This is a genomic window from Streptomyces sp. NPDC058632 (assembly GCF_042717095.1).
Lineage (GTDB): Bacteria > Actinomycetota > Actinomycetes > Streptomycetales > Streptomycetaceae > Streptomyces.
Genome location: NZ_JBHXQZ010000123.1, coordinates 1 through 20,402, shown reverse-complemented (window position 1 = coordinate 20,402; position 20,402 = coordinate 1). Strand labels below are relative to the sequence as shown.

At 73.0% G+C, this 20,402-nt stretch carries 16 protein-coding genes and 2 pseudogenes; 9 read left to right on the top strand and 9 right to left on the bottom strand.

Annotated elements, in window-relative coordinates; genetic code table 11:
• Nucleotides 1-155: 155 nt before the first annotated feature.
• The 3 genes from ACFWVE_RS31750 to ACFWVE_RS31740 all read right to left on the bottom strand — a co-directional run bounded on the left by ACFWVE_RS31750 (nucleotide 156) and on the right by ACFWVE_RS31740 (nucleotide 6,430).
• Nucleotides 156-3,296 (bottom strand): sacsin N-terminal ATP-binding-like domain-containing protein, encoded by a 3,141-nt coding sequence (locus ACFWVE_RS31750; RefSeq protein ID WP_384021601.1) that lies wholly within the window; start codon nucleotides 3,294-3,296, stop codon nucleotides 156-158.
• Nucleotides 3,297-3,440: 144 nt separating this feature from the next.
• On the bottom strand, nucleotides 3,441-5,588 hold the full coding sequence (locus tag ACFWVE_RS31745) for a bifunctional serine/threonine-protein kinase/ABC transporter substrate-binding protein (RefSeq protein WP_384021606.1): 2,148 nt from the start codon (nucleotides 5,586-5,588) through the stop codon (nucleotides 3,441-3,443).
• A gap of 5 nt (nucleotides 5,589-5,593) precedes the next feature.
• Nucleotides 5,594-6,430 (bottom strand): hypothetical protein, encoded by an 837-nt coding sequence (locus tag ACFWVE_RS31740; RefSeq protein ID WP_384021598.1) that lies wholly within the window; start codon nucleotides 6,428-6,430, stop codon nucleotides 5,594-5,596.
• A 170-nt stretch (nucleotides 6,431-6,600) separates the two neighbouring features.
• Here ACFWVE_RS31740 and ACFWVE_RS31735 point away from each other — a divergent pair.
• Nucleotides 6,601-6,780 (top strand): annotated as a pseudogene (locus tag ACFWVE_RS31735) (hypothetical protein); the annotation flags it as partial.
• 247 nt (nucleotides 6,781-7,027) lie between these two features.
• On the top strand, nucleotides 7,028-7,840 hold the full coding sequence (locus tag ACFWVE_RS31730; RefSeq protein WP_384021596.1) for a helix-turn-helix domain-containing protein: 813 nt from the start codon (nucleotides 7,028-7,030) through the stop codon (nucleotides 7,838-7,840).
• Nucleotides 7,841-8,015: 175 nt separating this feature from the next.
• Here ACFWVE_RS31730 and ACFWVE_RS31725 read toward each other — a convergent pair whose 3' ends face one another.
• Complete coding sequence (locus tag ACFWVE_RS31725) at nucleotides 8,016-8,951, bottom strand: DUF3027 domain-containing protein (RefSeq protein ID WP_384021593.1); 936 nt, start codon at nucleotides 8,949-8,951, stop codon at nucleotides 8,016-8,018.
• A gap of 418 nt (nucleotides 8,952-9,369) precedes the next feature.
• Here ACFWVE_RS31725 and ACFWVE_RS31720 point away from each other — a divergent pair, with 418 nt between their 5' ends.
• From ACFWVE_RS31720 to ACFWVE_RS31705, 4 genes are all read left to right on the top strand, one after another.
• Complete coding sequence (locus ACFWVE_RS31720; RefSeq protein WP_384021591.1) at nucleotides 9,370-10,818, top strand: MFS transporter; 1,449 nt, start codon at nucleotides 9,370-9,372, stop codon at nucleotides 10,816-10,818.
• A 192-nt stretch (nucleotides 10,819-11,010) separates the two neighbouring features.
• Nucleotides 11,011-11,508 carry a DUF2771 domain-containing protein gene (locus tag ACFWVE_RS31715; RefSeq protein WP_384021588.1) on the top strand — a complete coding sequence of 166 codons (498 nt, stop codon included), beginning with the start codon at nucleotides 11,011-11,013 and terminating at the stop codon, nucleotides 11,506-11,508.
• 92 nt (nucleotides 11,509-11,600) lie between these two features.
• A complete protein-coding gene (locus tag ACFWVE_RS31710) occupies nucleotides 11,601-12,296 on the top strand; it encodes a futalosine hydrolase (RefSeq protein ID WP_384021586.1) in 696 nt (231 codons plus the stop codon).
• Between the two features lie 70 nt (nucleotides 12,297-12,366).
• Nucleotides 12,367-13,194 carry a 1,4-dihydroxy-6-naphthoate synthase gene (locus ACFWVE_RS31705; RefSeq protein WP_384021604.1) on the top strand — a complete coding sequence of 276 codons (828 nt, stop codon included), beginning with the start codon at nucleotides 12,367-12,369 and terminating at the stop codon, nucleotides 13,192-13,194.
• 19 nt (nucleotides 13,195-13,213) lie between these two features.
• On the opposite strand, the gene ACFWVE_RS31700 is transcribed toward ACFWVE_RS31705, so the two are convergent.
• On the bottom strand, nucleotides 13,214-13,597 hold the full coding sequence (locus tag ACFWVE_RS31700; protein WP_042169034.1) for a cold-shock protein: 384 nt from the start codon (nucleotides 13,595-13,597) through the stop codon (nucleotides 13,214-13,216).
• Between the two features lie 163 nt (nucleotides 13,598-13,760).
• On the opposite strand from ACFWVE_RS31700, the gene ACFWVE_RS31695 reads away from it, so the two are divergent.
• The gene (locus tag ACFWVE_RS31695) at nucleotides 13,761-14,018 is read left to right on the top strand and encodes a hypothetical protein (RefSeq protein WP_384021583.1); all 258 of its coding nucleotides are present in this window, start codon (nucleotides 13,761-13,763) and stop codon (nucleotides 14,016-14,018) included.
• Between the two features lie 85 nt (nucleotides 14,019-14,103).
• Here the strand turns inward: ACFWVE_RS31695 and ACFWVE_RS31690 are convergent.
• The 4 genes and pseudogenes from ACFWVE_RS31690 to ACFWVE_RS31675 all read right to left on the bottom strand — a co-directional run.
• A pseudogene (locus ACFWVE_RS31690) lies at nucleotides 14,104-14,226 on the bottom strand (IS701 family transposase); the annotation flags it as partial.
• Between the two features lie 661 nt (nucleotides 14,227-14,887).
• Nucleotides 14,888-15,454 carry a VanZ family protein gene (locus tag ACFWVE_RS31685; RefSeq protein WP_384021580.1) on the bottom strand — a complete coding sequence of 189 codons (567 nt, stop codon included), beginning with the start codon at nucleotides 15,452-15,454 and terminating at the stop codon, nucleotides 14,888-14,890.
• Nucleotides 15,455-16,281: 827 nt separating this feature from the next.
• Nucleotides 16,282-17,256, bottom strand: a complete 975-nt coding sequence (locus tag ACFWVE_RS31680; RefSeq protein WP_384021577.1) for a YihY/virulence factor BrkB family protein — start codon at nucleotides 17,254-17,256, stop codon at nucleotides 16,282-16,284.
• A gap of 105 nt (nucleotides 17,257-17,361) precedes the next feature.
• Nucleotides 17,362-17,496 (bottom strand): hypothetical protein, encoded by a 135-nt coding sequence (locus ACFWVE_RS31675; protein WP_384021574.1) that lies wholly within the window; start codon nucleotides 17,494-17,496, stop codon nucleotides 17,362-17,364.
• 620 nt (nucleotides 17,497-18,116) lie between these two features.
• On the opposite strand from ACFWVE_RS31675, the gene ACFWVE_RS31670 reads away from it, so the two are divergent.
• On the top strand, nucleotides 18,117-18,755 hold the full coding sequence (locus ACFWVE_RS31670) for an RNA polymerase sigma factor (RefSeq protein WP_384021571.1): 639 nt from the start codon (nucleotides 18,117-18,119) through the stop codon (nucleotides 18,753-18,755).
• Nucleotides 18,752-19,993, top strand: coding sequence for a CU044_5270 family protein (locus tag ACFWVE_RS31665; protein ID WP_384021568.1), 1,242 nt, complete (start codon nucleotides 18,752-18,754; stop codon nucleotides 19,991-19,993). Before ACFWVE_RS31670 ends, ACFWVE_RS31665 begins: the two co-directional genes overlap by 4 nt.
• The last annotated feature ends 409 nt before the right edge of the window (nucleotides 19,994-20,402 follow it).

Here is a 20,402-nt window from a genome sequence, read left to right as displayed (position 1 = left end):
AGAACCCATGCTGAGGTTCCCGGTGGGGAAGCTTTTCCTTTTAAGAGATGGGGAGGAACCCGCCCGGGAAGCCCGCCCGGCGAACCCGCCCGGCGAACCCATGCGGAGGAACCCGTCCGGGGGAGCCGGTGTTCCGGCTCCCCCTTCCACACCCGTCAGTCGAACCAGCGGTCCCGGGCCAGTTCCCCGGTCCTGGACGGGTCCTCCAGCAGCGCCGCGACCTCGAACCGGCGCGGCCACTGCCGGGCCGCCCAGGCCAGCCCCGCCGCGACCCCCTCCAGGGTGGCGGCGTGCAGCACACCGTCACGGGTCAGCCGCCAGTCGATCTCCACGCCGTCCACGAAGAGCTCCTCGTGCTCGACGTACGTACCCGGGGCGCCCGCCCCGAGCAGCACCCGCACCGGCTCCGGTACGTCGTGCTCGGTGCCCTCGGTGTCGACGTCCCCGGTGACGGACTCGCTCAGCCGCCGCACCTGGAACAGTTCGGCCAGCTCGGCGGCGTGCGAGGGGCGCACGGGCAGCAGTGCCACGCCCCCGGTGAACGGCAGCAGGTCGGGCGAGTCGACGACCACCGCGTCCGCCGCGTCCACCACCTCGACCCGGCCGTCGACCACCGCGCGCACCTCGTCCGGCAGGGTCACCTGATCCGGGTCCAGGGCGGCCAGTGCCCCGTAGAGGGCGTGCAGCTGGCCGGCGGTGACCTCACGGTCGGGGTCGGCGAGGCGGTCGAGGAGTTCGGCGGCGCCGCCCGGTTCGTCGAGCAGCGCGGACACGGACGTGCGGACGCCGAGGGCCCGCAGCACCTGCTCGTCGTCGAAACCGGTGGCGTCGGCCTCGTCGTACAGGCCGCGCAGCAGCGGATCGCTTCCGGCGGCGCGCAGTCCGGCCGGGCGGCGGCCGCCGAGCACCGGGTGCCCGCGCAGCCACCACGCGGTGTAGGGGCGTACGACCTCGTGGGTGCCGTCGGGCAGCAGGACGCGGACCGGCTGGGTGAGGGCGTCGCGCAGCGGCGGGCGGGCGAGCAGGGCGAGGGCGTGGGGCCACTGGTCGTCGTCGACGAGGTCGAGGTCGCGGACGGCGACGAGTTCGGTGGCGACGGGCGGTACGGGACTGTCGGGGAAGCGGTCGAGGACGTCCTCGCTCCACACGTCCACGGCGTCCAGCAGACCCGCGTCGTCGGGCTCGGCGAAGTCCCCTTCGCGGGGTTCGAGTTCGTCCGGGTCGAGGACGACATCGGTGGCACGGACGAGTACGAAGTCGACCAGCACACCGCAGGCGGCGAGCGGTCCCTCACCCCATCGCTCAGCCAACTCGCTCTCTACGGAAGCGAGTTCACCTTCCCGCATCACCTGGGCGAACGGACCCCCGGGGAAGACCAGTTCGCAGGCCGGGGAGAGTTCACCGTCCTCGTCGGGGAGGGCGAGGGCGCCCAACCAGGGCTCGTCGCCCGGTCCGAGACCGGCGTCGCGCACCAACCCGAGCACGGTGTCGGCGAGTTCGTCGGCATCGGGTGCCTCGTCCTCCCAGTTCAGGGCGCCCTCGTCGTCGAGGGAGGCGGCGACGGCGGCCCGCACCTGCGGGGTGGTGAGCACCGCGCGCGGGGTCGCCGGGAGGGCCCCGAGCTTCTCCAGGAGGGGGTGCGCGGCGTCCGGGTGGGCGACCTTGAGACCGAGCCGGGCCAGCGTCGCGGGGTCGATCCGGGCGGCCTCGGCACCGGGCAGCAGGACCTGACGGGGGCCGATGGTGGTCCTCCCGTCGGCCAGCGGCACCGGCAGCCCGGAGAGCCGGTCCGGGTCGACCCCGGCGAGGCTCTCGTACAGCCGCCGCCACCACTCGGGCGACTTCTCGAGCCCGGCGAGCCGGTCGACGGCATCGGTCAGCGGTACCCGGGCCACCCCGAGCGTGCGCAGCTCGGCCCGCCGCTCGAGCCCGGCGGGGAGCAGGGTCGGAAGAACCTCCGCCAGCACCCGTACGGTCTCGGCACCCGCCCCCTCGACGACCTCGGCGTCCCGAGGCCGCAGCGACTCGGGCAGGTCGGACTCCTCCCCCTCCTCACCCCGCCCGCCCGGCTCGACGGCGGGCGGCAGGAAGGAGGTACGCGGCAGCCGCGCGAGCACCGCCTGCCGCAGCGCCCCGTCCAGCTCGCCCTTGCCGAGCGGACCGGGCACGAGGTCGATGATCCCGGCGGTCACCGGGCGCCAGTCGGCGAGGAGCCCGGTGTAGGCGTCGGCGGCGCGCTCCACCAGGAAGTCGGTGAGCGGGCCGGGGGCGGTGTGCCGGCGGGTGGAGTCCAGCGGGAAGGAGGCGATGAGCAGGGCGGGCACGCCGAGCGGCTCGTCGCTGGGGGTGGGGGCGTGCACGACGGGGCTGGTCCGGGGCCGGGCGGGAGTGCCGTCGGCGTCGACCGGAACGGCCCAGGTCACCGACCAGTGCGGCCGCAGCCGCTCCTCGACGGACCGGTCGGCGAGCAGGTCCGGGGTGAGCGGCCCGTGCGCGGCGGCGGTGCGCCACCGGGTGGTCCCCTCCCGCGAGTCCTCGACGACGGTGAGGCCGCCCTCGGCCCGGCGGGTCACGGTACGGGGCTCGTCGTCGCCGATCTCGACGACGACCTCCTCCAGCCCCGGCAGCGCGAGCAGCAGGGCGTCGTCGACGGCGTGCAGCAGCCGCTCGGCGAGATCGGCGGCGGCGGTGTCGCGCAGCGGCAGGATGACGGCGGTGTCGTACGGGTCCGGGGCGGTCCCCTCGGCGGGGAAGGGCAGCCGCAGCAACGGCACATGCCCGTCCCGTCGCCGGATCTCGTCACCGAGCCCGGCGCTGGAGCCGGCACTCTCCTCGGCGAGCCCGCGCGCCTCGGCCAGCGACCAGCGCACCCCGCCGTGCCGCCCGACGACGGCGGGCTCGTCGGTGACGGCGAGCACGGCGGCGAAGCCGACCCCGAACCGTCCGACCGCCTGGTCGGGGGCGTCCCGCTTGGCGGAGGCACGCAGGGTGGACAGCGACTCGACGCCGGCCGCGTCCAGCGGGGCACCGGTGTTGGCGGCGACGAGCACCCCGTCGCGCAACGTGAGCCGAAGCCGCCCCGGCACTCCCGCGCGGGCGGCGGCGTCGGCGGCGTTCTGCGCCAGCTCGACGACGAGGCGGTCCCGGTACCCGCCGAGGACGAGATCCTCCTCGGCGTTGGCGTCCTCACGGAACCGCGCGGGACTGGCGGCCCAGGCGTCCAGCACCCCGCGCCGCAGACGCACCGTACCGAACGGGTCCGCGCCCTCGTCCGCAGGCCCTACGAACATGCTCACGTTGATCTCTCCTCGTCGGCCGTCATCGGCGTGAGCCCGAAGGTACCGCCCCGCCGACCGTGAGCGCGCATCGCGCAGAAGAGGGCGGGTGCCCCGGGACGCACCCCGGGCCGTACCGGCGCGCGCCGGTACGGCCCGATCGGGTCACACCTTGTGGGGATCGCTGCCGAGGAAGCGGAAACGCCCGCCGGTCACACGGTAGAAGAAGACGCCCTCGCCCACGTATCCGCCGTTCTCCGGCTCGAAGGCATAGGTCTTCGACACCCCCTTGTACGTCGTCCTGCGCAGCACGGGCACCAGATCGTGCCGGGTCGGCCGGGGCCGGTCCAGCTTGCGCACACAGGAGGTGACCAGCCGCACCACGTCGTACGCCTCGGCGGCGAAGGAGGGCGGATCGGCCCGGTGGCGGGTGCGGAACGCCCGGGTGAAACCGCGCGTCGACGGCGCGGCCGACGGGTCGGTCGCCGTGGACACCACGAGCCAGCCCTCGGCGGCCGCCCCGGCCCGCGCGGGGAAGCCGGGGTCGTGGGCGGTCTGGCTGGCGAGGCGGGGCCCGCGGTAACCGGTCTGCGCCAGGGCGCGGGCGAAGCGGGCCATGCCGTCGGTCCCTCCGCCGTAGACCACGGCGCCGGGAGACCGCGCGATCACGGCCCGGACCCGGGCGTCGGTGTCCCGGCCGTCCGCGGGGACCGTCTCCGGCAGGACGGTGCGCCCGCCCGTGCCCCGCAGCCCTTCGGCGAACAGGCGGGTCACCTGCCGCCCGTACTCGCTCTCGTCGTCGACGAGGGCGATGTCGTCGAGGTCGTGCAGCCCCAGGTACTGCGCGACCGGATACATCTGCAGGGCGTTGTTGGGCCTCGCGCACAGCAGGACCCGGTTCAGGTGGCGGATGTCGCCGTCGAGCACGCTGACGAGGGTGAGCCCGGCCCCGTCGTACGTGTCGAGCGTGGCTCCGACCGCGTCCGCGCCGGTCGCGCCGATCACGGCGGCGATCCGCTCGTCCGCCGCGAGGCGGTGGGCGGCCGACTCCGCGCCCGCCGCGTCGCCACGGTCGTCGACGGTGGTCAGGGCCAGGGTGAACGGGTTGCCGTCACGGGCGTTGTGCTCCGCGACGGCGAGGCGGGCTCCTTGTTCGGCGGCCTTGCCCTGACGGCGGCCGGGGCCGCTCAGATCGGCCTGGAGCCCGAGGTGCAGCACCGGCTTGGGCGTGTCGCGCCGGCGGGCGCCGTTGTCGCCGCTGTCGTCGTCGCGGCCGATCAGCCACGCCGTCGACCCCGCGACGGCGAGGCCGGCGGCCCCGGAGACGAGGTACGTGAGCATCCGCCGTCTGCCCGGCGGCCCGGAACTCCCCTCGGTGTCCGGGCCGCCGGGCGGCGTGCGCCGGGTCGGACGGTCGACGTGCGTCGCGTCGATCTCCGGCAGGGCCAGCATCCGGGCGGAGCGTTCGGCGATGAGGTGGGTGACGGAGACGGGCAGCCAGGCGGGTCCGGTGGCGTCCTCCGCGCAGGCGGCCCGCAGCTGCGCGGCGGTGGGCCGCTCGCCCGGTTCCTTGGCCAGGCACGCGTCGACGACCGGCCGCAGCGCCGCCGGAACGCCGTCGAGCCGCGCCGGGTCGTGCACGGTTCTGAACAGCATGGCCTCGACGGGGCCGCTGCCGAAGGGCCGGATCCCGGTCGCCGCGTGGGCGAGCACGCAGCCGAGCGAGAAGACGTCGCTGGGCGGTCCGACGGGGCGGCCCTGCGCCTGCTCCGGGGAGAGGAAGCCGGGGGATCCGACCACGGCGTCCGCGGCCGTGAGCACGGTGTCGTCCAGGGCGCGGGCGATGCCGAAGTCGATGAGGCGCGGGCCGTCCGCCGCGAGCAGGACGTTGCCGGGTTTGACGTCCCGGTGCACCATGCCCCCGGAGTGAACCGCCTCCAGCGCCTCCGCGAGCATCCCGCCCAGCGCCCGTACGCTCCGCACCGGCAGCGGGCCGGTCGCCGCGACCGCGTCGGCCAGCGACGGCCCGGGCACGAACGCGGTCGCCAGCCACGGCGCGGCGGCCTCGGTGTCCGCGTCGACGACCGGAACGGCGTACCGGGTGCGCACCCGGCGGGCGAGGGCGACCTCGCGCCGGAACCGGGCGCGGAACGAGGCGTCGTCCGCGTACTCGGCCCGGATCAGCTTGACGGCGACGAGTGTGCCGCCCGCCGACCGGCCGAGCAGGACGACACCCATGCCGCCCGCGCCGAGTCGGCCCAGTATCCGGTAGCCGGCGATGCGCGCCGGGTCTCCCGGCCCGAGCGGTTGCAGGTCGGTCACCTCAGTTCCAGCTCCACCCGGTACAGCAGCTTCGCCCCGGCCTCCGCGGCGAGCCGGATCAGGTCCTTGGTCGTGCGGCCCTTCGCGCCCTTGACGGAGACGGCCGTGGTGACGGGCCCGATGCGGGACTTGGTCCAGACGTAGCCCTGGGGTCCGCCGGAGGCGGGTCCCGCGTAGGTGCCGGCCTCGAAGAGCGTGGCGTCGGCGTTCTTCACGTCCTTGGGATCGATGTGCATCGACATCAGCCCGTCGAGCTTCTGCCCGCCGCCGAGATCCTGCACGGGACAGCGGAAGCTCTCCTGAACGGTGTCCTTCAACTCCCTCTCGGCACCCGCCTCGTCCCGGTGCACGGTGACCGTCACCGCTCCCTGGACGCGGCCCTTGCCGTCCTTCGCCGGCAGGTCGATACGGCGGTTGTAGCTGTCCAGCACCCCGTCGGGCAGTTTCCCGCGGGTCCAGACACAGGTGTCGGGAAGCACCGGCCAGGTGCCGGCCGTCTCGTACGGGTCGTGGGGGACCATGTCGGGCGTCCAGTCGGTGGGAGCGAGCGCGACGTTGCGTGTGAGAGCGCGGGCCCGGGCAGCCGTCCTCGGTACCCGCTCCGGAGCGGGAGTGAAGTCGTACGCGTCGGGCAGGGCACCGGCGCTGCCGGAAGCCGAGGGTTCGGCGGAGGCGCTCGGCGAGGCCGGCGTGCCCCCCTTCGTCGTGCCCCTCCGCTCTCCGTCGCCGCCGCAGCCGGCGAGCACCGCGACCGCCGTCACCACCGCGACGGCGGTGACGGCTGCGCGCGGAGGCCGGACAGCGGGCGCCGGCAGTCGGAAAACAGTGAACATCGATCCCCCCGATGGTCGTACTCGTTCCGTATCCGAGCACGTCCGGTCGTCTGACTCACGAACGCGAGACGACCAAAGAGGGGGTCAACGGTTCCCTGTCACGGCCGACTTCGTCCACCACCGGCCCTCGCCGGGCTGTGGCGGACCGGCCCGAATCGCATGCACGAGCGCCCGCCCCTGACGCCGAGTCCGGCCGGGGTCTGCTCCTCGTCGAGGCCCTCGCCAACCGCTGGGGCGTAGCCGAGGGCCGGTTCCCGCGCAAGATCGTCCGGGCCGAACTGCGCCTCACGTCACCGGAACCCGAGATCCTGAACTCCGGCACCTCGGGCCGTCCCACCAAAGACACATGAGGGAGAAAAAGAACCCCACCCAACCCCACCCCTCCTCCCGTCAGGAGGCCGCCTCCCCGACTCACTCGGGCGGGTGAACATCGCCGGTCGGGCTGGATTTCGGGGCCCCCCGCACCCTTACGCTCAGCGCAAGAACCGCAGACCAGGCCGCTGATCGCCGATCAGCGGCCGCGGACAGACTTCGGCCCCCGCCGGGACTGGCATCCCAGTGCGAGGGCCTGACCAACAAGGAAGCAGTACCTTCCCGATGGATACCCAAAACCCTAGCGCGCCCCCGCCCGCCCAGTCAGCCGACGACGCCAACCGTCCCCACGCACGGGCGACCCGCCGAGCCCCTGTACGCCCCACCCCGCACCCGGCCGGCGTCATCCACGAGAACACCCGCCACACCACCCGCTTCACGGTGATCGGCAACCACCTCACCCAGCACGGCGAACTCTCCCTCCTGGCGATCGGACTGGCCTGCCACCTCCAGTCCCTGACCACCGGCGCGCCCAGCGACATCAAGACCCTCACCGCCCGCTTCCCCGAGGGCTCCACGCACATCGCCGCCGCCCTGCGCGAACTCGAAGCGCACGGCTACCTGCGCCGCGAACGCCACCGCACCGCCACCGGACGCATCGTCACCCGCACGGTCTCCTGCAACCAGCCGGGCGCCCGCCGCCCCGCTCACCGAGAGCCCGCGCCCGCACCCGCACCCGCGCCGGACCGGACCCCGGCTCCGGCTCCCGCCGCCCCGAGCAGAAGCCCTCACGAGCCCCCCACCTCCCACGAACCCCGAAAGCCCCGCACAAGGCACCCCCTGCCCCCCGTACCGCAGCCCGCCTGCACCGCCCCCGCCCTCCTCCAGCAGGCCACCGACCTCCTCGCCACCCTCCGCCGGCACGACCCCCGTCTCCTCCTCTCCGCCTGCGACACCGGCCACCTGACCCCCGGCGTCGCCACCCGCCGCGCCCACGCCGAGGCCGACCTGGAACACGAGGACCCCACCGTGGCTCATGAGGCTCCGCGGGAGCTGAGCACCGTCCTGGACGAGGCCATGGAAGCAGTACGCGCTTGAGCTGGACCTGGGAGTACGCCTTCGGTGCGGAGGAAGCCGCCCGCACTGCGCCACCCGCCTTCCTCACCGAAGTGACCCGCAAGGCCGACGAGGACACCGCGGACCCCGGTGCCGAAAACGGGGGTCAGGCATCCCTGAAGCACATGGGGGCCGGGGTCCGCACCGGGCGCACCGCCTACGAGTGGCCCAGCTCCGCCGAAGCCGAGTCCTCCGTCGCCGGGACCGATCCCGAGTCGGGGGCCGGGCGGAGCGGGAACGGGTCGACGCGGGTCTCGTCGATCCTCGGCGGGACGGGCTGCGGCGGCCTGGGCATGACCGCGGCCTCGGAGTGGCCGCCGCAGCCGTACGCCAGAGAGACCACGCGGCCGTCAGCCGGGGAGAACTCGTTGGCGCACACGCCGAAGGCCTGGCCCAGGGAACCGCCGATGCGGGCGAGGAAGCCGCAGCTGACGCAGGAGGCGGGGGCCGCCTGCGCCATCGGGGTCTTGGCGCCGAACGCCTCCTCCCAGCGGTCGGCGGCGATGTGCAGGCCGTAGCGGGACAGGACCCGGGCGCGGCGCATGCCGAGTTCCTCGGCGACCGACGCGATCGAGCCGCGGGCGGGGGCGATCGTCAGGTCGGCCGGGGCACCCCCGGCGACCTCGGCGTCCTCCGACTCGACCAGCTCGGCGAGCTCCCCGGTGACCGAGGCGACCGTGGAGTTCGGGGACGGCTCGTCCTCGCCCGAGTAGCCGGGCTCCAGCCGCAGGTCCTCGGCGTCGGTGGGCAGCAGGTCGCCGGGGCCCATGTCGCCGGGACGCAGCCGCTCGCTCCACGGCACCCACTCCGGTGCGAGCAGCGCGTCGGGGCCGGGCAGCAGGACCGCCTCGTCCACCGTGACGAGCCTGGCGCGGGAGGCGCGGGCGACGGTGACGGCCCAGCGCCAGCCCCGGTAGCCGAGCTCGCGGCAGGCGAAGAAGTGGGTGACGACCCGGTCGCCCTCGGAGACGAGCCCCTCGTGCTCGCCGACGACCCCGGGCGCGGCGGCCTCCTCGGCGGCGGCACGGGCGAGGTCGACCGCCTCGGCGCACAGGCGGTCGGGGGTGCGGCTTCGCGTTGTCGCTGCGCTCACAGGTATCGCTTCTCTCCTACGCCGTCTCACGAGTGCGCCACTCCCAGCGCGGGGGCGGACGGAGCGGACCGGAGGACCGCGTCGACGTCCGCGCCGATACGTGCTCGGGCGCGCCTCCATCCATTCTGCGGGATGGCTGAGATACGCACGCTACCTTCTCGCGTGCGTATGGCCTACACCGACGGTGGTTCTCGGGCCATCGCGCGCCGGAATCCGCCCCGCCCCCGTCATCACCACGACGCCCACGGGAACCGCGCCGCCCGTGCGCCACGCCCGTACCGCACGGGCGTGGCGGACGGCCGTCAGGCGGCCGGCAGGCCCCGCAGCACCGCGGCGTTCCGCCGGACAGCGGCATGTGTCGGGGCTGTCACCACGGTTGCGGCACTACCTACCGCCATATCGGGGCACTATGAACGTCGTGGCTACCGCGAGGACACCCCAGGGCGCCACCGGGACCGGTGAGGCCGACGGGGTCAAGGGGAAGGGCCCGAGAAAGGGCCGACGCGTCGGGACCGGCCGGGCGGGCGGCCCGCTGCGCGCGCTCGGGCGCGGCCTGCGCCTCCCGGTGACCGGGACCGCGCGCGGCATCCGCCGGGCCACCCACGCGCACGGCGCCGGCGAGTCCGGCCTCGGCAAACTCATCGAACTGCACGGGGTGAACGGCGCCGGCGACGTCATGATCACCGTCGCCCTCGCGTCCACCGTCTTCTTCTCCGTGCCGACGGACGAGGCCCGCGGCCGGGTCGCCCTCTACCTCGCCATCACGATGGCCCCGTTCACGCTCCTGGCCCCGGTGGTCGGCCCGCTGCTCGACCGCATCCCGCACGGCCGCCGGGCCGCGATGGCGGGCGCGATGCTCGCCCGCGCGATCCTCGCCCTGGTGCTGTCCGGGGCGGTCGTCACCGGCAGCATCCAGTTGTATCCGGCCGCCCTCGGCGTCCTGGTCTCCTCGAAGGCGTACGGGGTGGTCAGAAGCGCCGTCGTGCCGCGGCTGCTGCCCCCCTCGTTCTCGCTCGTGAAGGCCAACTCCCGGGTCACCCTCGGCGGCCTGCTGGCCACCGGCATCGCGGCGCCGATCGGCGCGGGCCTCCACCAGATCGGGCCACGCTGGCCGCTGTACGGGGCGTTCGTCCTGTTCGTCACGGGGGCGGTGCTGGCGTTCACGCTGCCGTCGAAGGTGGACTCCGCGAAGGGTGAGGACACGGCGCTGCTCGCGGCGGACGAGGCGCATCTGCACGGCCCGCACCTCAAACCGGTCAAGCGGCCCGGCCTGCGCACGGTCGGCCCGGCCGTCACCCACGCGCTGGCCGCCAACGCGTCCATCCGCTGTCTGACCGGGTTCCTGATCTTCTTCCTCGCGTTCCTGCTGCGCGAGCATCCGATGACCGGGCAGAGCGCCGCCGTGTCCCTGGGCATAGTGGGAGTGGCGGCGGGCGCGGGCAACGCGCTCGGTACGGCCGTCGGGGCCTCGCTGAGGTCCCGCGCGCCGGAGATCATCATCGTGACGGTGGTGGCCTGTGTGGTCGCCGCGGCGGTCATCGCGGCGGCGCTGTTCGGCGCGGTCGTGATCGCCTGCCTGGCCGGGATCGCCGGGTTCGCGCAGGCGCTCGCCAAACTGTCCCTGGACGCGCTCATCCAGCGGGACGTGCCCGAACTGGTCCGTACGTCGGCGTTCGCACGCTCCGAGACGCTGCTCCAGATGGCGTGGGTGCTGGGCGGGGCGATCGGCATCGCGATGCCGCTGACCGGGTCGCTGGGCCTGGCGGTCGGCGCCGCGATCGTCGCCACGGGCTGGCTGACCACCGTCCGCGGCCTGATCGGCTCGGCCCGGCACGGCAGAGGTACCGGAGGCGCGCGGGTGGCGTGAGCCCGGTCGGTGTACGGGCCGGGCGGGCGTACGAGTGGCGTGACCTCCGACGGCGGCGCCGCATCGTTCCCTGTCCGCGTCGCCGGACCGGCACCTGTCCCGGGACGGTTCGCGTGCGAGTGGCGTAACGCTCCGGCCACGCCGTACCCCCACGTGGGGAGCGGGTGGGGCGTGCCCGATAGCCTTTCGCCCATGACCACGTTGCCTCGCGGCGCAGCCGCTCCGAGTGCCCGCGCCGTGCGACGCCGCCGTGCCGTCGCCACCGCCGGCGCCGTATCCGCCGGACTGCTCGTCCTGTCTGCCTGTGACAAGCCGACGGCGATCTCCACTCTCACCGTCGGCAGTTCCTCGGTGAGCTCCGAGGCGACCTGCGGTGGCGAGAACGGGGCCCTGAAGGCCGCCGACCTCTCCAAGTGCCTCCAGGACAAGGACGTCGAGGAGATCACGGTCGACCCGGACGAGACCGTGCGCTTCGGTGTCGACCCGGAGATCGCCGACAAGGGCTGGACGATCCTGATGAACGGTCAGCCGCTGACCGAGTCCAGCACCAAGACCTACCGCACCATCCCCGGCAGCGTGTTCTTCAACGCCCAGTACGGCGCCCAGGGCGACTCGACCCTGGTGTCGGTCAAGGAGGGCGAGAGCGACGCCACGGGCCTGTGGAACTTCCGGCTGAAGAAGGACGCCTGATCAACCCGAGGAAGGGCCCGAGCGGCCCCGGTACGTCCGCCGCCTCCGTGTCCCCCGCCCGTAGGGGGCCAAGGGCCCGGGGCGGCGTCCTCGTGGCCACCGCGGTCCCCGCCGAGCGGGACGCGGTGGCCGGGGCGTTCCCGGGGGCCGTGCGTGAGGTCGCGCTGCCCGGGGTGACCGTGGTCGAGGTCGCCGACGGCCCCGACGTCCTCGTCGCCGGTGTCGGCCCGGCCCTCGCCGCCGCCTCCACGGCCACCGCCCTCACCGCCGCGGCCTTGTCGGGCCGCCCCTACGACGTCGTCGTCTCGGCCGGGATCGCCGGCGGTTTCGCGCCGCACGCGCCCGTCGGCTCGCTCGTCGTCGCCGACGAGATCACCGCCGCCGACCTGGGTGCCGAGACGGCGGACGGCTTCCTGCCGGTGACCGCCCTCGGCTTCGGCACCGTCACCCACCTGCCCCCCGCCGCCCTGGTCCGGGACGCGGCCGCCGCGACCGGCGCCCTCACCGGCGCCGTCCTCACCGTGTCGACGGTGACCGGCACCGCGGCCCGCGCCGCACACCTCGGCGGCCTGCACCCCCGCGCGCTCGCCGAGGCCATGGAGGGCTTCGGGGTCGCCGAGGCCGCCGCCGCGCACGGCGTGCCCGTGCTGGAGATCCGGGCGGTGTCGAACCCCGTGGGCCCGCGCGACCGCGACGCCTGGCGCATCGGCGCCGCCCTGACCGCCCTCACCGAGGGCTTCGGGAAGCTCTCGCCCGTCCTGGAGAGTTGGAACCCGCATGACCAGTGAACCCCGTAACCCCGGCGAGTCCGGCGAGTCCGGCGAGCGTGGGCCCGTGACCGACGGCCGTCCGCTCGCCATCGCGTACTCCCCCTGTCCGAACGACACCTTCGTCTTCGACGCCCTCGCGCACGGCCGCGTCCCCGGCGCGCCCTCCCTCGACGTCACCTTCGCCGACATCGACATCACCAACGGCATGGCCGAGCGCGGCGAGCTCGACGTGCTGAAGGTGTCGTACGCGGCCCTCCCCTACGTCCTCGACGAGTACGCCCTGCTGCCCTGCGGGGGCGCGCTCGGCCGGGGCTGCGGTCCGCTGGTGCTGACGCGGCAGGAGGGGGTGGACCTGAGCGGCCGTACGGTCGCGGTGCCGAGCGAGAGGTCGACGGCGTACCTGCTCTTCCGCCTCTGGGCGGCGGACACCCTGCCCGGCCCGGTCGGCGAGATCGTCGTCATGCCGTTCCACGAGATCATGCCGGCCGTGCGGGACGGGAAGGTCGACGCGGGCCTCGTGATCCACGAGGCCCGCTTCACGTACCGGAACTACGGGCTGCACAAGCTCGCCGACATGGGCGAGCACTGGGAGCGGACCACCGGGCTGCCGATCCCGCTCGGCGCGATCATCGCCAAGCGGTCCCTCGGACCGGCGGCCCTGACCCGGCTCGCCGACTCGGTCCGCACCTCCGTACGGGCCGCCTGGGACGACCCCGAGGCGACCCGTCCGTACGTCATGGAGCACGCCCAGGAGATGGACCCTGCCGTCGCCGACCAGCACATCGGGCTGTACGTCAACGAGTTCACCGCCGACCTCGGCGAGGACGGCTACGCGGCGGTGCGGGGTCTGCTGACACGCGCGGCGGCCGAGGGACTGGTACCGCCCCTCGGCCCGGACGCGCTGCGGTTCCCGTAGGTACGGGGACCGGTACGGGCTAGACGTCCAACTGGTCGGCGACGGCGCGCAGGAGGCCGGCGATCTGCTTCCCGGAGGTGCGCTCCGGGTAGCGGCCCCTCTCCAGCATCGGCGTGATGTTCTCCAGCAGGGTCGTCAGGTCCTGGACGATGGAGGCCAGCTCGTCGGGCTTCTTGCGCTGGGCCGCCGCGACCGACGGGGTCGGGTCGATGACGGTCAGGGACAGGGCCTGATCACCGCGCTGCCCGGCGACCACGCCGAACTCGACGCGCTGGCCCGGTTTCAGCGTCTCAAGGCCGGCGGGGAGCACCGAGGAATGGACGAAGACGTCCCCGCCGTCGTCACGGGAGAGGAAGCCGAAGCCCTTCTCACTGTTGAACCATTTGACTTTGCCGGTGGGCACGACCGTCCTCGTCCTCGTACTCGTCGGAAAACTGCTTCTGAAACGGCTCTTGATAGCGCTCAGGCGGGTCCCGGTGACCCGCCGCAACCAAGGCTAGTGGTCTTCGGGCCGGTGACAAGACGTCGCCGGGTTGTGCCCTCGCGCCAGGAACTACCCTGGTCGGGTGGCTGACAAAACCCAAGCGAATTCCCCGGCTCCCGGAGACGGCCTGGTCCGTGCCGGCGGCATCGTCTTCATCATCGGCGCTGTGGCCACTCTGGTCACGGTGGCACCGTTGTTCCTCGGGATCGACGCCTTTCCGACATACATGTTCGTACTGAGCATGCTCATGGGCGTCGGATTCCTGATGGCGGGCGCCGGCGTGCTGCGTTCGGCCGCGGCGGGACGCCGTCAGGCCCGCGCCGCCACGAAGCAGACCTAGTACCGCAACGGTCTTCGTGGTGATGGTTTGCCGGCTTCCGGGGGTGTGTGGCCGCGTTGTCCGTAGTGGCTGATGCGGGCTCGGTGTCCGCGGTCACCCAGCCGAACGGGATCTTCTCCTCGACAGCCCGGCGGACCATGGCCCTGGCCATCGCGACCTTGGTCCCGAAGGCAACCGTGTCGTCGATGCCGGCCCGTCGGCACCGTTCCCAGCCGCCCGCGGCCATCTCGTCGGCCAGGCGTCGTACCGCGTTCGTGTCAGCGGGTTGGTGCCCGGTGTCAGCGAGCGCCCGCTCCGGAGCACCGTCGTCGCCCTCGCCGGTATCACCGCTGAGGACAAGGGGAACGCGGCAGAGCTCGTCGACCGCCCAGCCCACGACGGCGCGGACCGCCGCCCCTCAAGCTACCCGGCTTGGGCTGCTGTGGTGAGCCGCACGGTGACGACGGTGGTCGGTTCATCGAGCCGGCCGTGACTTCGCGCAGCGCCCGCTGCGACAGTCCCGGATCGATCACCCCGGTCGCACCGGTGTCACCCGCGGGTGACACCGTGGTCAGGACACCGGCCGCGCCGATCGCCCGGCTCAGCCCTTCGGCCGACTCCGCGATGGCGATCAGCCGGTACGCCTGCGCCCTGCCGATCCCGGGTTCGGCTTGCGCGTACTCACCCCACCCGCCGCTGTACCCAAGCGGTATCGCCACCCGCGCCCGGCGCGCGTCCCGTACCCGCTGTGCCCCGGCCACTGCGGCCCGCCGTGCTTCACCAGTCGCCGCCCGCAGTCGCTCGGTCAGCCGTACCGCGTCCGCCCGGCCAACCGCCTCCGTGGTGCGCCCGGCGAGGGGCGGCGGAACAGGGGGCGCGGCACGGTGCGCCTATGCCGGGTCTTCAGCAGTCACCTGGCGTTTGGTGAACCGGTCCCACCAGTGGCGGCGTCGGGGATGCACTGCGCGACCCATCCGGCGGCCGATCAGCAGGTAACCCACGAGGGCACCCGTGGTGTTGAGCAATACATCATCGACGTCGAAGGCGCGCCCGACAATGAGGGCGCCTTGGACGAGTTCGACGAGGATCATCACGAGAGCGGTGGCCGCCGCTACGCGGACCAGTCCTCGCGTTCGGGGTACCAGTACCGGCAGCAGCACACCGAACGGTATCCCCATCACAATATTGCCGCCGAGCTGCTTGACCGTGTCAGGGGCCGCGGGATGCACGAGGTACGCACGGATGGAGTCACCAGGACGCAGGTTGTTGTGCGTCAGCGTCACGGACGCCGCCGAGGGTTCCAGAGTCAGCCGGGCCAGAACCACCGCGAACACGACCGCCCCCGCGAAGGCCAGCATCATGGCCAGCACCCGGCCGAGCATAGACAGGGGAGGTTTTCCGGGAACCCGCTCCCCAGGATCCTTCGCGGTCTTGTCACGCAGGGCTATCCGCGCCATTACGAGCTCCCAGCCAGGGTTGGTTTGCTTGGACGTTCACCCGCGTTGTGGAGCGGCACGCTGCGCGGCGGTTCACGCAGGGACCGTACGTGTCCGTACAGATCGGCTCGCCCAGGAGACAGTGGGCGAGCATGCGGAGCAACGGCGCGTCGTCGGGTACCTCAGCGATCGTGGCGGACATTGACCACCAACGGATCGGTTCTGATTGTGTCATGGCCGGGTTCGTCGGCGCGACGCCCGGGTTGTTTTGGTCTTCGCTGTTGGCGACCGCAGTCGGCGGCCCGGCCGGCGGAGACGGGATCACGACCGGCTCGTGCACGCGCCAGGATGGCGCAAGGTCGCTGCCACCCTCGACGAGCCTCGGCCGGCCCCGTGTGACGCCGGGAGGTCGCGGTCCCACGGCATCGAGACCGAACGGGTCGGCGAACTCCGTCCCAGGGAAGGCCCCGGAGCGCGCGGTGACCCTGGCGGAGCGGCTGGAGGCGGTCGCCCCGTAGAGCCGACAGCCAAGAACGCTGAACCTGACCGGAGAGGCTTCCCCTTCATACTTTCGGTCGACAGCCCAGAACAACTACGCCTCAGGTTCCACCCCGATGAGCGGGACATGCGAATCCCGGTCAAGGTCGAGCAGGTGGCCGACCGAGGGCACGGCAGCGTGACACTCGACAACAGCAACGACCGCAACAGCTGCCACCACGGACCGGCTGCCCCACAGCCTGAAGCGAGCGACACTGTCGGCATTCTCCGGTCGGGCCCCCTTGATGTCCCTTGGCCGAACCGCCCAGCCATCGGTTCTCCCTGGGGCATGAGAGAGGCGCAGGTTCTTATCAGCGGTGGATCTTGGCTAGTTCGGCGTTGAACTGGGCACCGATGAGCAGCGCGAGGTTGGACAGCCAGACCCACACCAGGAAGACGACGATCCCGGCGAGGGAGCCGTACAGCCGATTGTAGGAGCCGACCTGCGAGGCATAGAGAGCGAAACCGGCGGAGGCGGCGAGCCACAGGGCCATGGCCAGAGCGTCTCCCAGAAGTCTTTGCCGCACGCCGTGCGTCTGGGCCGGGCCCGAGCGGAACAACACCAGCACCAGGACGGCGACCAGGCCCAGCAGAAGCGGCCACTTCAGTACGTTCCACGCGGTGCCGGCCATGCTGTCCATGCCCACGAGCCGGCCGAGGGCGGGGGCCGCTTCGGCGGTCAGGACGAGCACCAGGGCGCTGGTGACCAGGAGCGCCAGCAACACCAGAGCGGTGATCACCAGTCGTGGTGCTGTCCTCCATGCGGGGCGGAGGTCCTCGACGCCGTGCATGGCGTGCAGGGCTCGGCGGAAGACCCCCAGGTAGCTGGAGGAAGACCACAGAGCGCCGATCGTGCCGAAGACCGCCAGAACCCAGGCAGCTGTGCGCTGGTCGGCCATGCTCCTGAGCGTGCTGTGCATTACCGGGCGTGACTCTGCCGGGACAACAGCGATCACGTTGCTGATGAGGTTCTCTGTGGCCGAGGCGCCGGCGATCCCGATCAGCGAGACCGTGACCAGGAGGGTGGGGAAAAGCGCGAGCACCGCGTAATAAGTGAGCGCGGCGGCGCAGTCCGTCACATTGTCGTTCCACACCGATGCTGGTGTCCGCCGCAGCGCGGTGCCGATGTCATGCCGCCCGGGCAGGTTACGCGCATACGTCGTGGCGGCATGCGGTGTGCGGGAGGCGATGCTCCGGAGCTGGCCGATGAGGTTCAGCCGGCTCCGTCCGGCCTCGGCGCAGGTGTCGGCGAATTGCTCACCGCGTTGTCTTCCACTCGTACCCAAGGTCCACCGCTCTTGTACGTAGGTTCTCCGATGCGCCGCTGACCAACGTTACGGACACCGGGGCACGGTGAGCCGCATCGCGCTCTCGTGCGGGCCTGGTAGGGGTTACCGGACACGGCGCTTGCCGTTGCCCCCGCGCCCCAGGCGCAGACCGAGGAGGAAGCCGGTGACAAACACGATCACGCCGATGACAAGCAGGTAGAACAGTCCCTCGACCACCACTTCGACGATGCCGAGCACGATCGCCGCGACGATCAGTGGGGAAAAGTACGAAAATGCCTTCTGAGCTGGGACGGTGAACCTCGTCGAGGGGTTCTGTCGGTCCAACGGGACGGCTCGGGCCCTGCTGTCCCGGACGGGCACGACACCGGGGGCCCGTCCGCCACCTCGACACAGTCGCCCCTCCTGATTGCCGCCCTGTTCGAAGGCCGGCACCTGCACGGTGACGGGGGGATCGGCGGCAGCCGGGCCGGCCGGTCGCCCATGACGCCCCGTCCGCCGACGGGACGCCTCGGCGCCGCCTCGTCCAGGACCACCCCCCACGGATGTGACCCGCTGGGACCCGGGCACCGCCGGCACGTGACCGCACCACGGCCGGGGCCAGGCCGGTCCTGGTCGCGAAGCCTCACTCCTCGGGACACACGACCGTGCTGCCCCGTGCTGCCCCGTGCCACGACAACGGTCCGCGGCCGGGGCAGGAACGACTCCCGATCCACCGGCGCCCGCCCCCGGGGGCTGATTCCCGTGCCGGAGCACCGAAGTGTGATGTGGGGCACATCGCATGGATTTCGGCTCCCCCTGTAAGAAGTGGGCCGCTGCGCGCATTGCTCGGTGAGACAGCCGATATGAGGGGATGGCGCGTGACGCATGCCCAACGCTTCAGGGACATCTACGAGGAGTGCTATCCGCGCGTCCTCGCCTACACCACGAGTCTCGTGGGACGGCAGACGGGGGAGGACATCACCAGCGAGACGTTCACCGTGGCCTGGCGGCGGGTGCGGGACATTCCGCAGCCCGCGTTGCCCTGGCTGCTGGGCGTGGCTCGCAACCTGGTGCGTGAGCTGCGTCGCCGGGACGGCCACCAGTACGCCCTCGCCGCCGCGGAGGCACGGCTCGTCAGCAGCGGTGCCCGGAGCGGGGACGGCGATGTCGCGGCGGACGTGACCGACCGGGAAGCCGCGCTGCAGGCCCTGGCGGGCCTGTCCGACGCCGACCGGGAACTGCTGACGCTCATCGCCTGGCACGGGCTGAACGCCAAGCAGGCCGCACGGGTCCTGGGCTGCACCACCGCGACGCTGACCGTCCGGCTGCACCGGGCCCGCCGCCGTCTGGAGAAGGCCCTGGAGCCGGTGTACCCGCCAGACACGGCACCCGCACCGGAGGCGGCACCCGTCCCGGAACCGGTGTCCGTACAGAAGCCGGCATCCGCGCGGAAGACGGACTCCGCACCACTCGTACAGGCCCCGCGCCGCACTGATCGCAAAGGAGCACTCACATGAAGAACACCCACGAACGGTCCGGGCGGCCCGACGTCATGAAGGTGCTCGCGAGCGCCCGGCCCGACGAACTGGACCCGTCCGGGTTGGCGGACTCCCCGCGGCAGCGCGAGGACCTGGCACGCATCCTGGCCGGAGCGACGGACGGTCGCGCGGCACGCTTCCGGGTGCCGGAGCGGCTCCGGGGCGGGATCCGGCCGCTCCGGACCGTGGCGGCCCTCGCAGCCGTCACAGCGGTCGCGGCGTCCGCGGTGGCCGTGAGCGCTCTCCACCGGGATCCTTCGGGAGTGCGCGCGAGCGCGCTCCCGCAGTCCTCCTCCGCTGCGGGGCCGGGTTCGTCGACGTCGGACGGCCGGGGTGACGTCCGCCTCGAACTGCTCAGTGCGGCGAAGAAGGCGGAGACCTCGGCCGCCGACGGAACGTACTGGCAGACCACCACGCGCTCGGAGGACGTGAACGTCGTCGGGGAGCAGGGGCAGCTCTTCGCCGTTCGCACCACGTCGACCGCCGAGTGGTCGGTGGGTGTGCGCCCGGGGTCCCGGAGCCTGATGGTCTCCGGTCTGGACGGTGTGACCGCCCCCCGCACCAAGGCGGACGAGGCACGCTGGCGGGCCGCCGGCTCACCCGGGACGATGCGGGCCGAGGCCACGGGGAACGAGGAGGGCGGCACGCTCGGGTACACGATGGGAACCCGGCGGCCGATGGTCATGCGGACGGACGCCGACGACAAGATCTACGCCCTCGGCCCGCGGAACGTCACCTACCAGGATCTGCGTGAACTGCCCTCCGACAGCGGGGAGCTGCGCCGGGAGCTGGAGAAGCTGTACGCGGAGGACAGCGGTGCCGACACCGGCGTCGGCCGCACGGCGTACGTGCTGCGCCGGGCGGCCGACCTCGTCACGATGCCGGTGAAGCCCGCCGTCCGGGCGGCCGCGTACCGGGTGATGGCGGATCTGCCCGGCGTCCGGGGGCTGGGGCGTGTCACCGATCCGCTGGGGCGCGAGGGCGTCGGTGTCGCGTTCCCCGGCACGGCGCGGACACCGCTGGGAAGCGTGGAGCAGCGGCTGGTCGTGGACCCGTCCACCGGCGCGATGCTCGCCGAGCAGGTCGTGCTGGTCGAACCGTCGGCCAGGGCCCAGGAGGCGGGTCTCGACGCGGGCACGACGGTGAACTACGGGGCGACGACCCGGATGAGCTGGGAAGAGAGCCAGATCACGGTGCCGGAGAACGCTCAGCACTGAGCGCGTGTGATCCGGCGGAAGACCCCCCGGCAGGAGCACTGGATCCAGTGGGAGCACAGGATCCAGTGGGAGCACAGGATCCAGTGGGAGCACGGGATCCAGTGGGAGCACAGGTGAAGACGACCACACCCGTACGACGGTCGGCTTCACCCGCCACCCGCGTGGCCACCGCACTCGCGGGTGGCGCCATCGCGCTCACACCCCGTGCCGCGCGGGCCCCGTGTCGCGGGGGCACAGGCACAGGCCGAGCGGCAGGCCGCCCTCGCGGAGACGCCCTGGGAACCGGCACTACCGCTGTCCGGGGCGGAGTCGGCCGACTTCTGCGGCCGGGGGCGGCGCCCCGGGCGCGGGGGCCCCGCCGCGCGCGTATAGACGGCCCCCGCCCCCCGCGGAAGCCCCCGCCTCGCCC

Bases quoted from the DNA above. Each gene is read 5' to 3' on its own strand.
- ACFWVE_RS31715 (WP_384021588.1), top strand. From the start codon at position 11,011: ATGACCACGTTGCCTCGCGGCGCAGCCGCTCCGAGTGCCCGCGCCGTG.
- ACFWVE_RS31685 (WP_384021580.1), bottom strand. From the start codon at position 15,454: ATGGCGCGGATAGCCCTGCGTGACAAGACCGCGAAGGATCCTGGGGAG.
- ACFWVE_RS31740 (WP_384021598.1), bottom strand. From the start codon at position 6,430: ATGTTCACTGTTTTCCGACTGCCGGCGCCCGCTGTCCGGCCTCCGCGC.
- ACFWVE_RS31730 (WP_384021596.1), top strand. From the start codon at position 7,028: ATGGATACCCAAAACCCTAGCGCGCCCCCGCCCGCCCAGTCAGCCGAC.
- ACFWVE_RS31665 (WP_384021568.1), top strand. From the start codon at position 18,752: ATGAAGAACACCCACGAACGGTCCGGGCGGCCCGACGTCATGAAGGTG.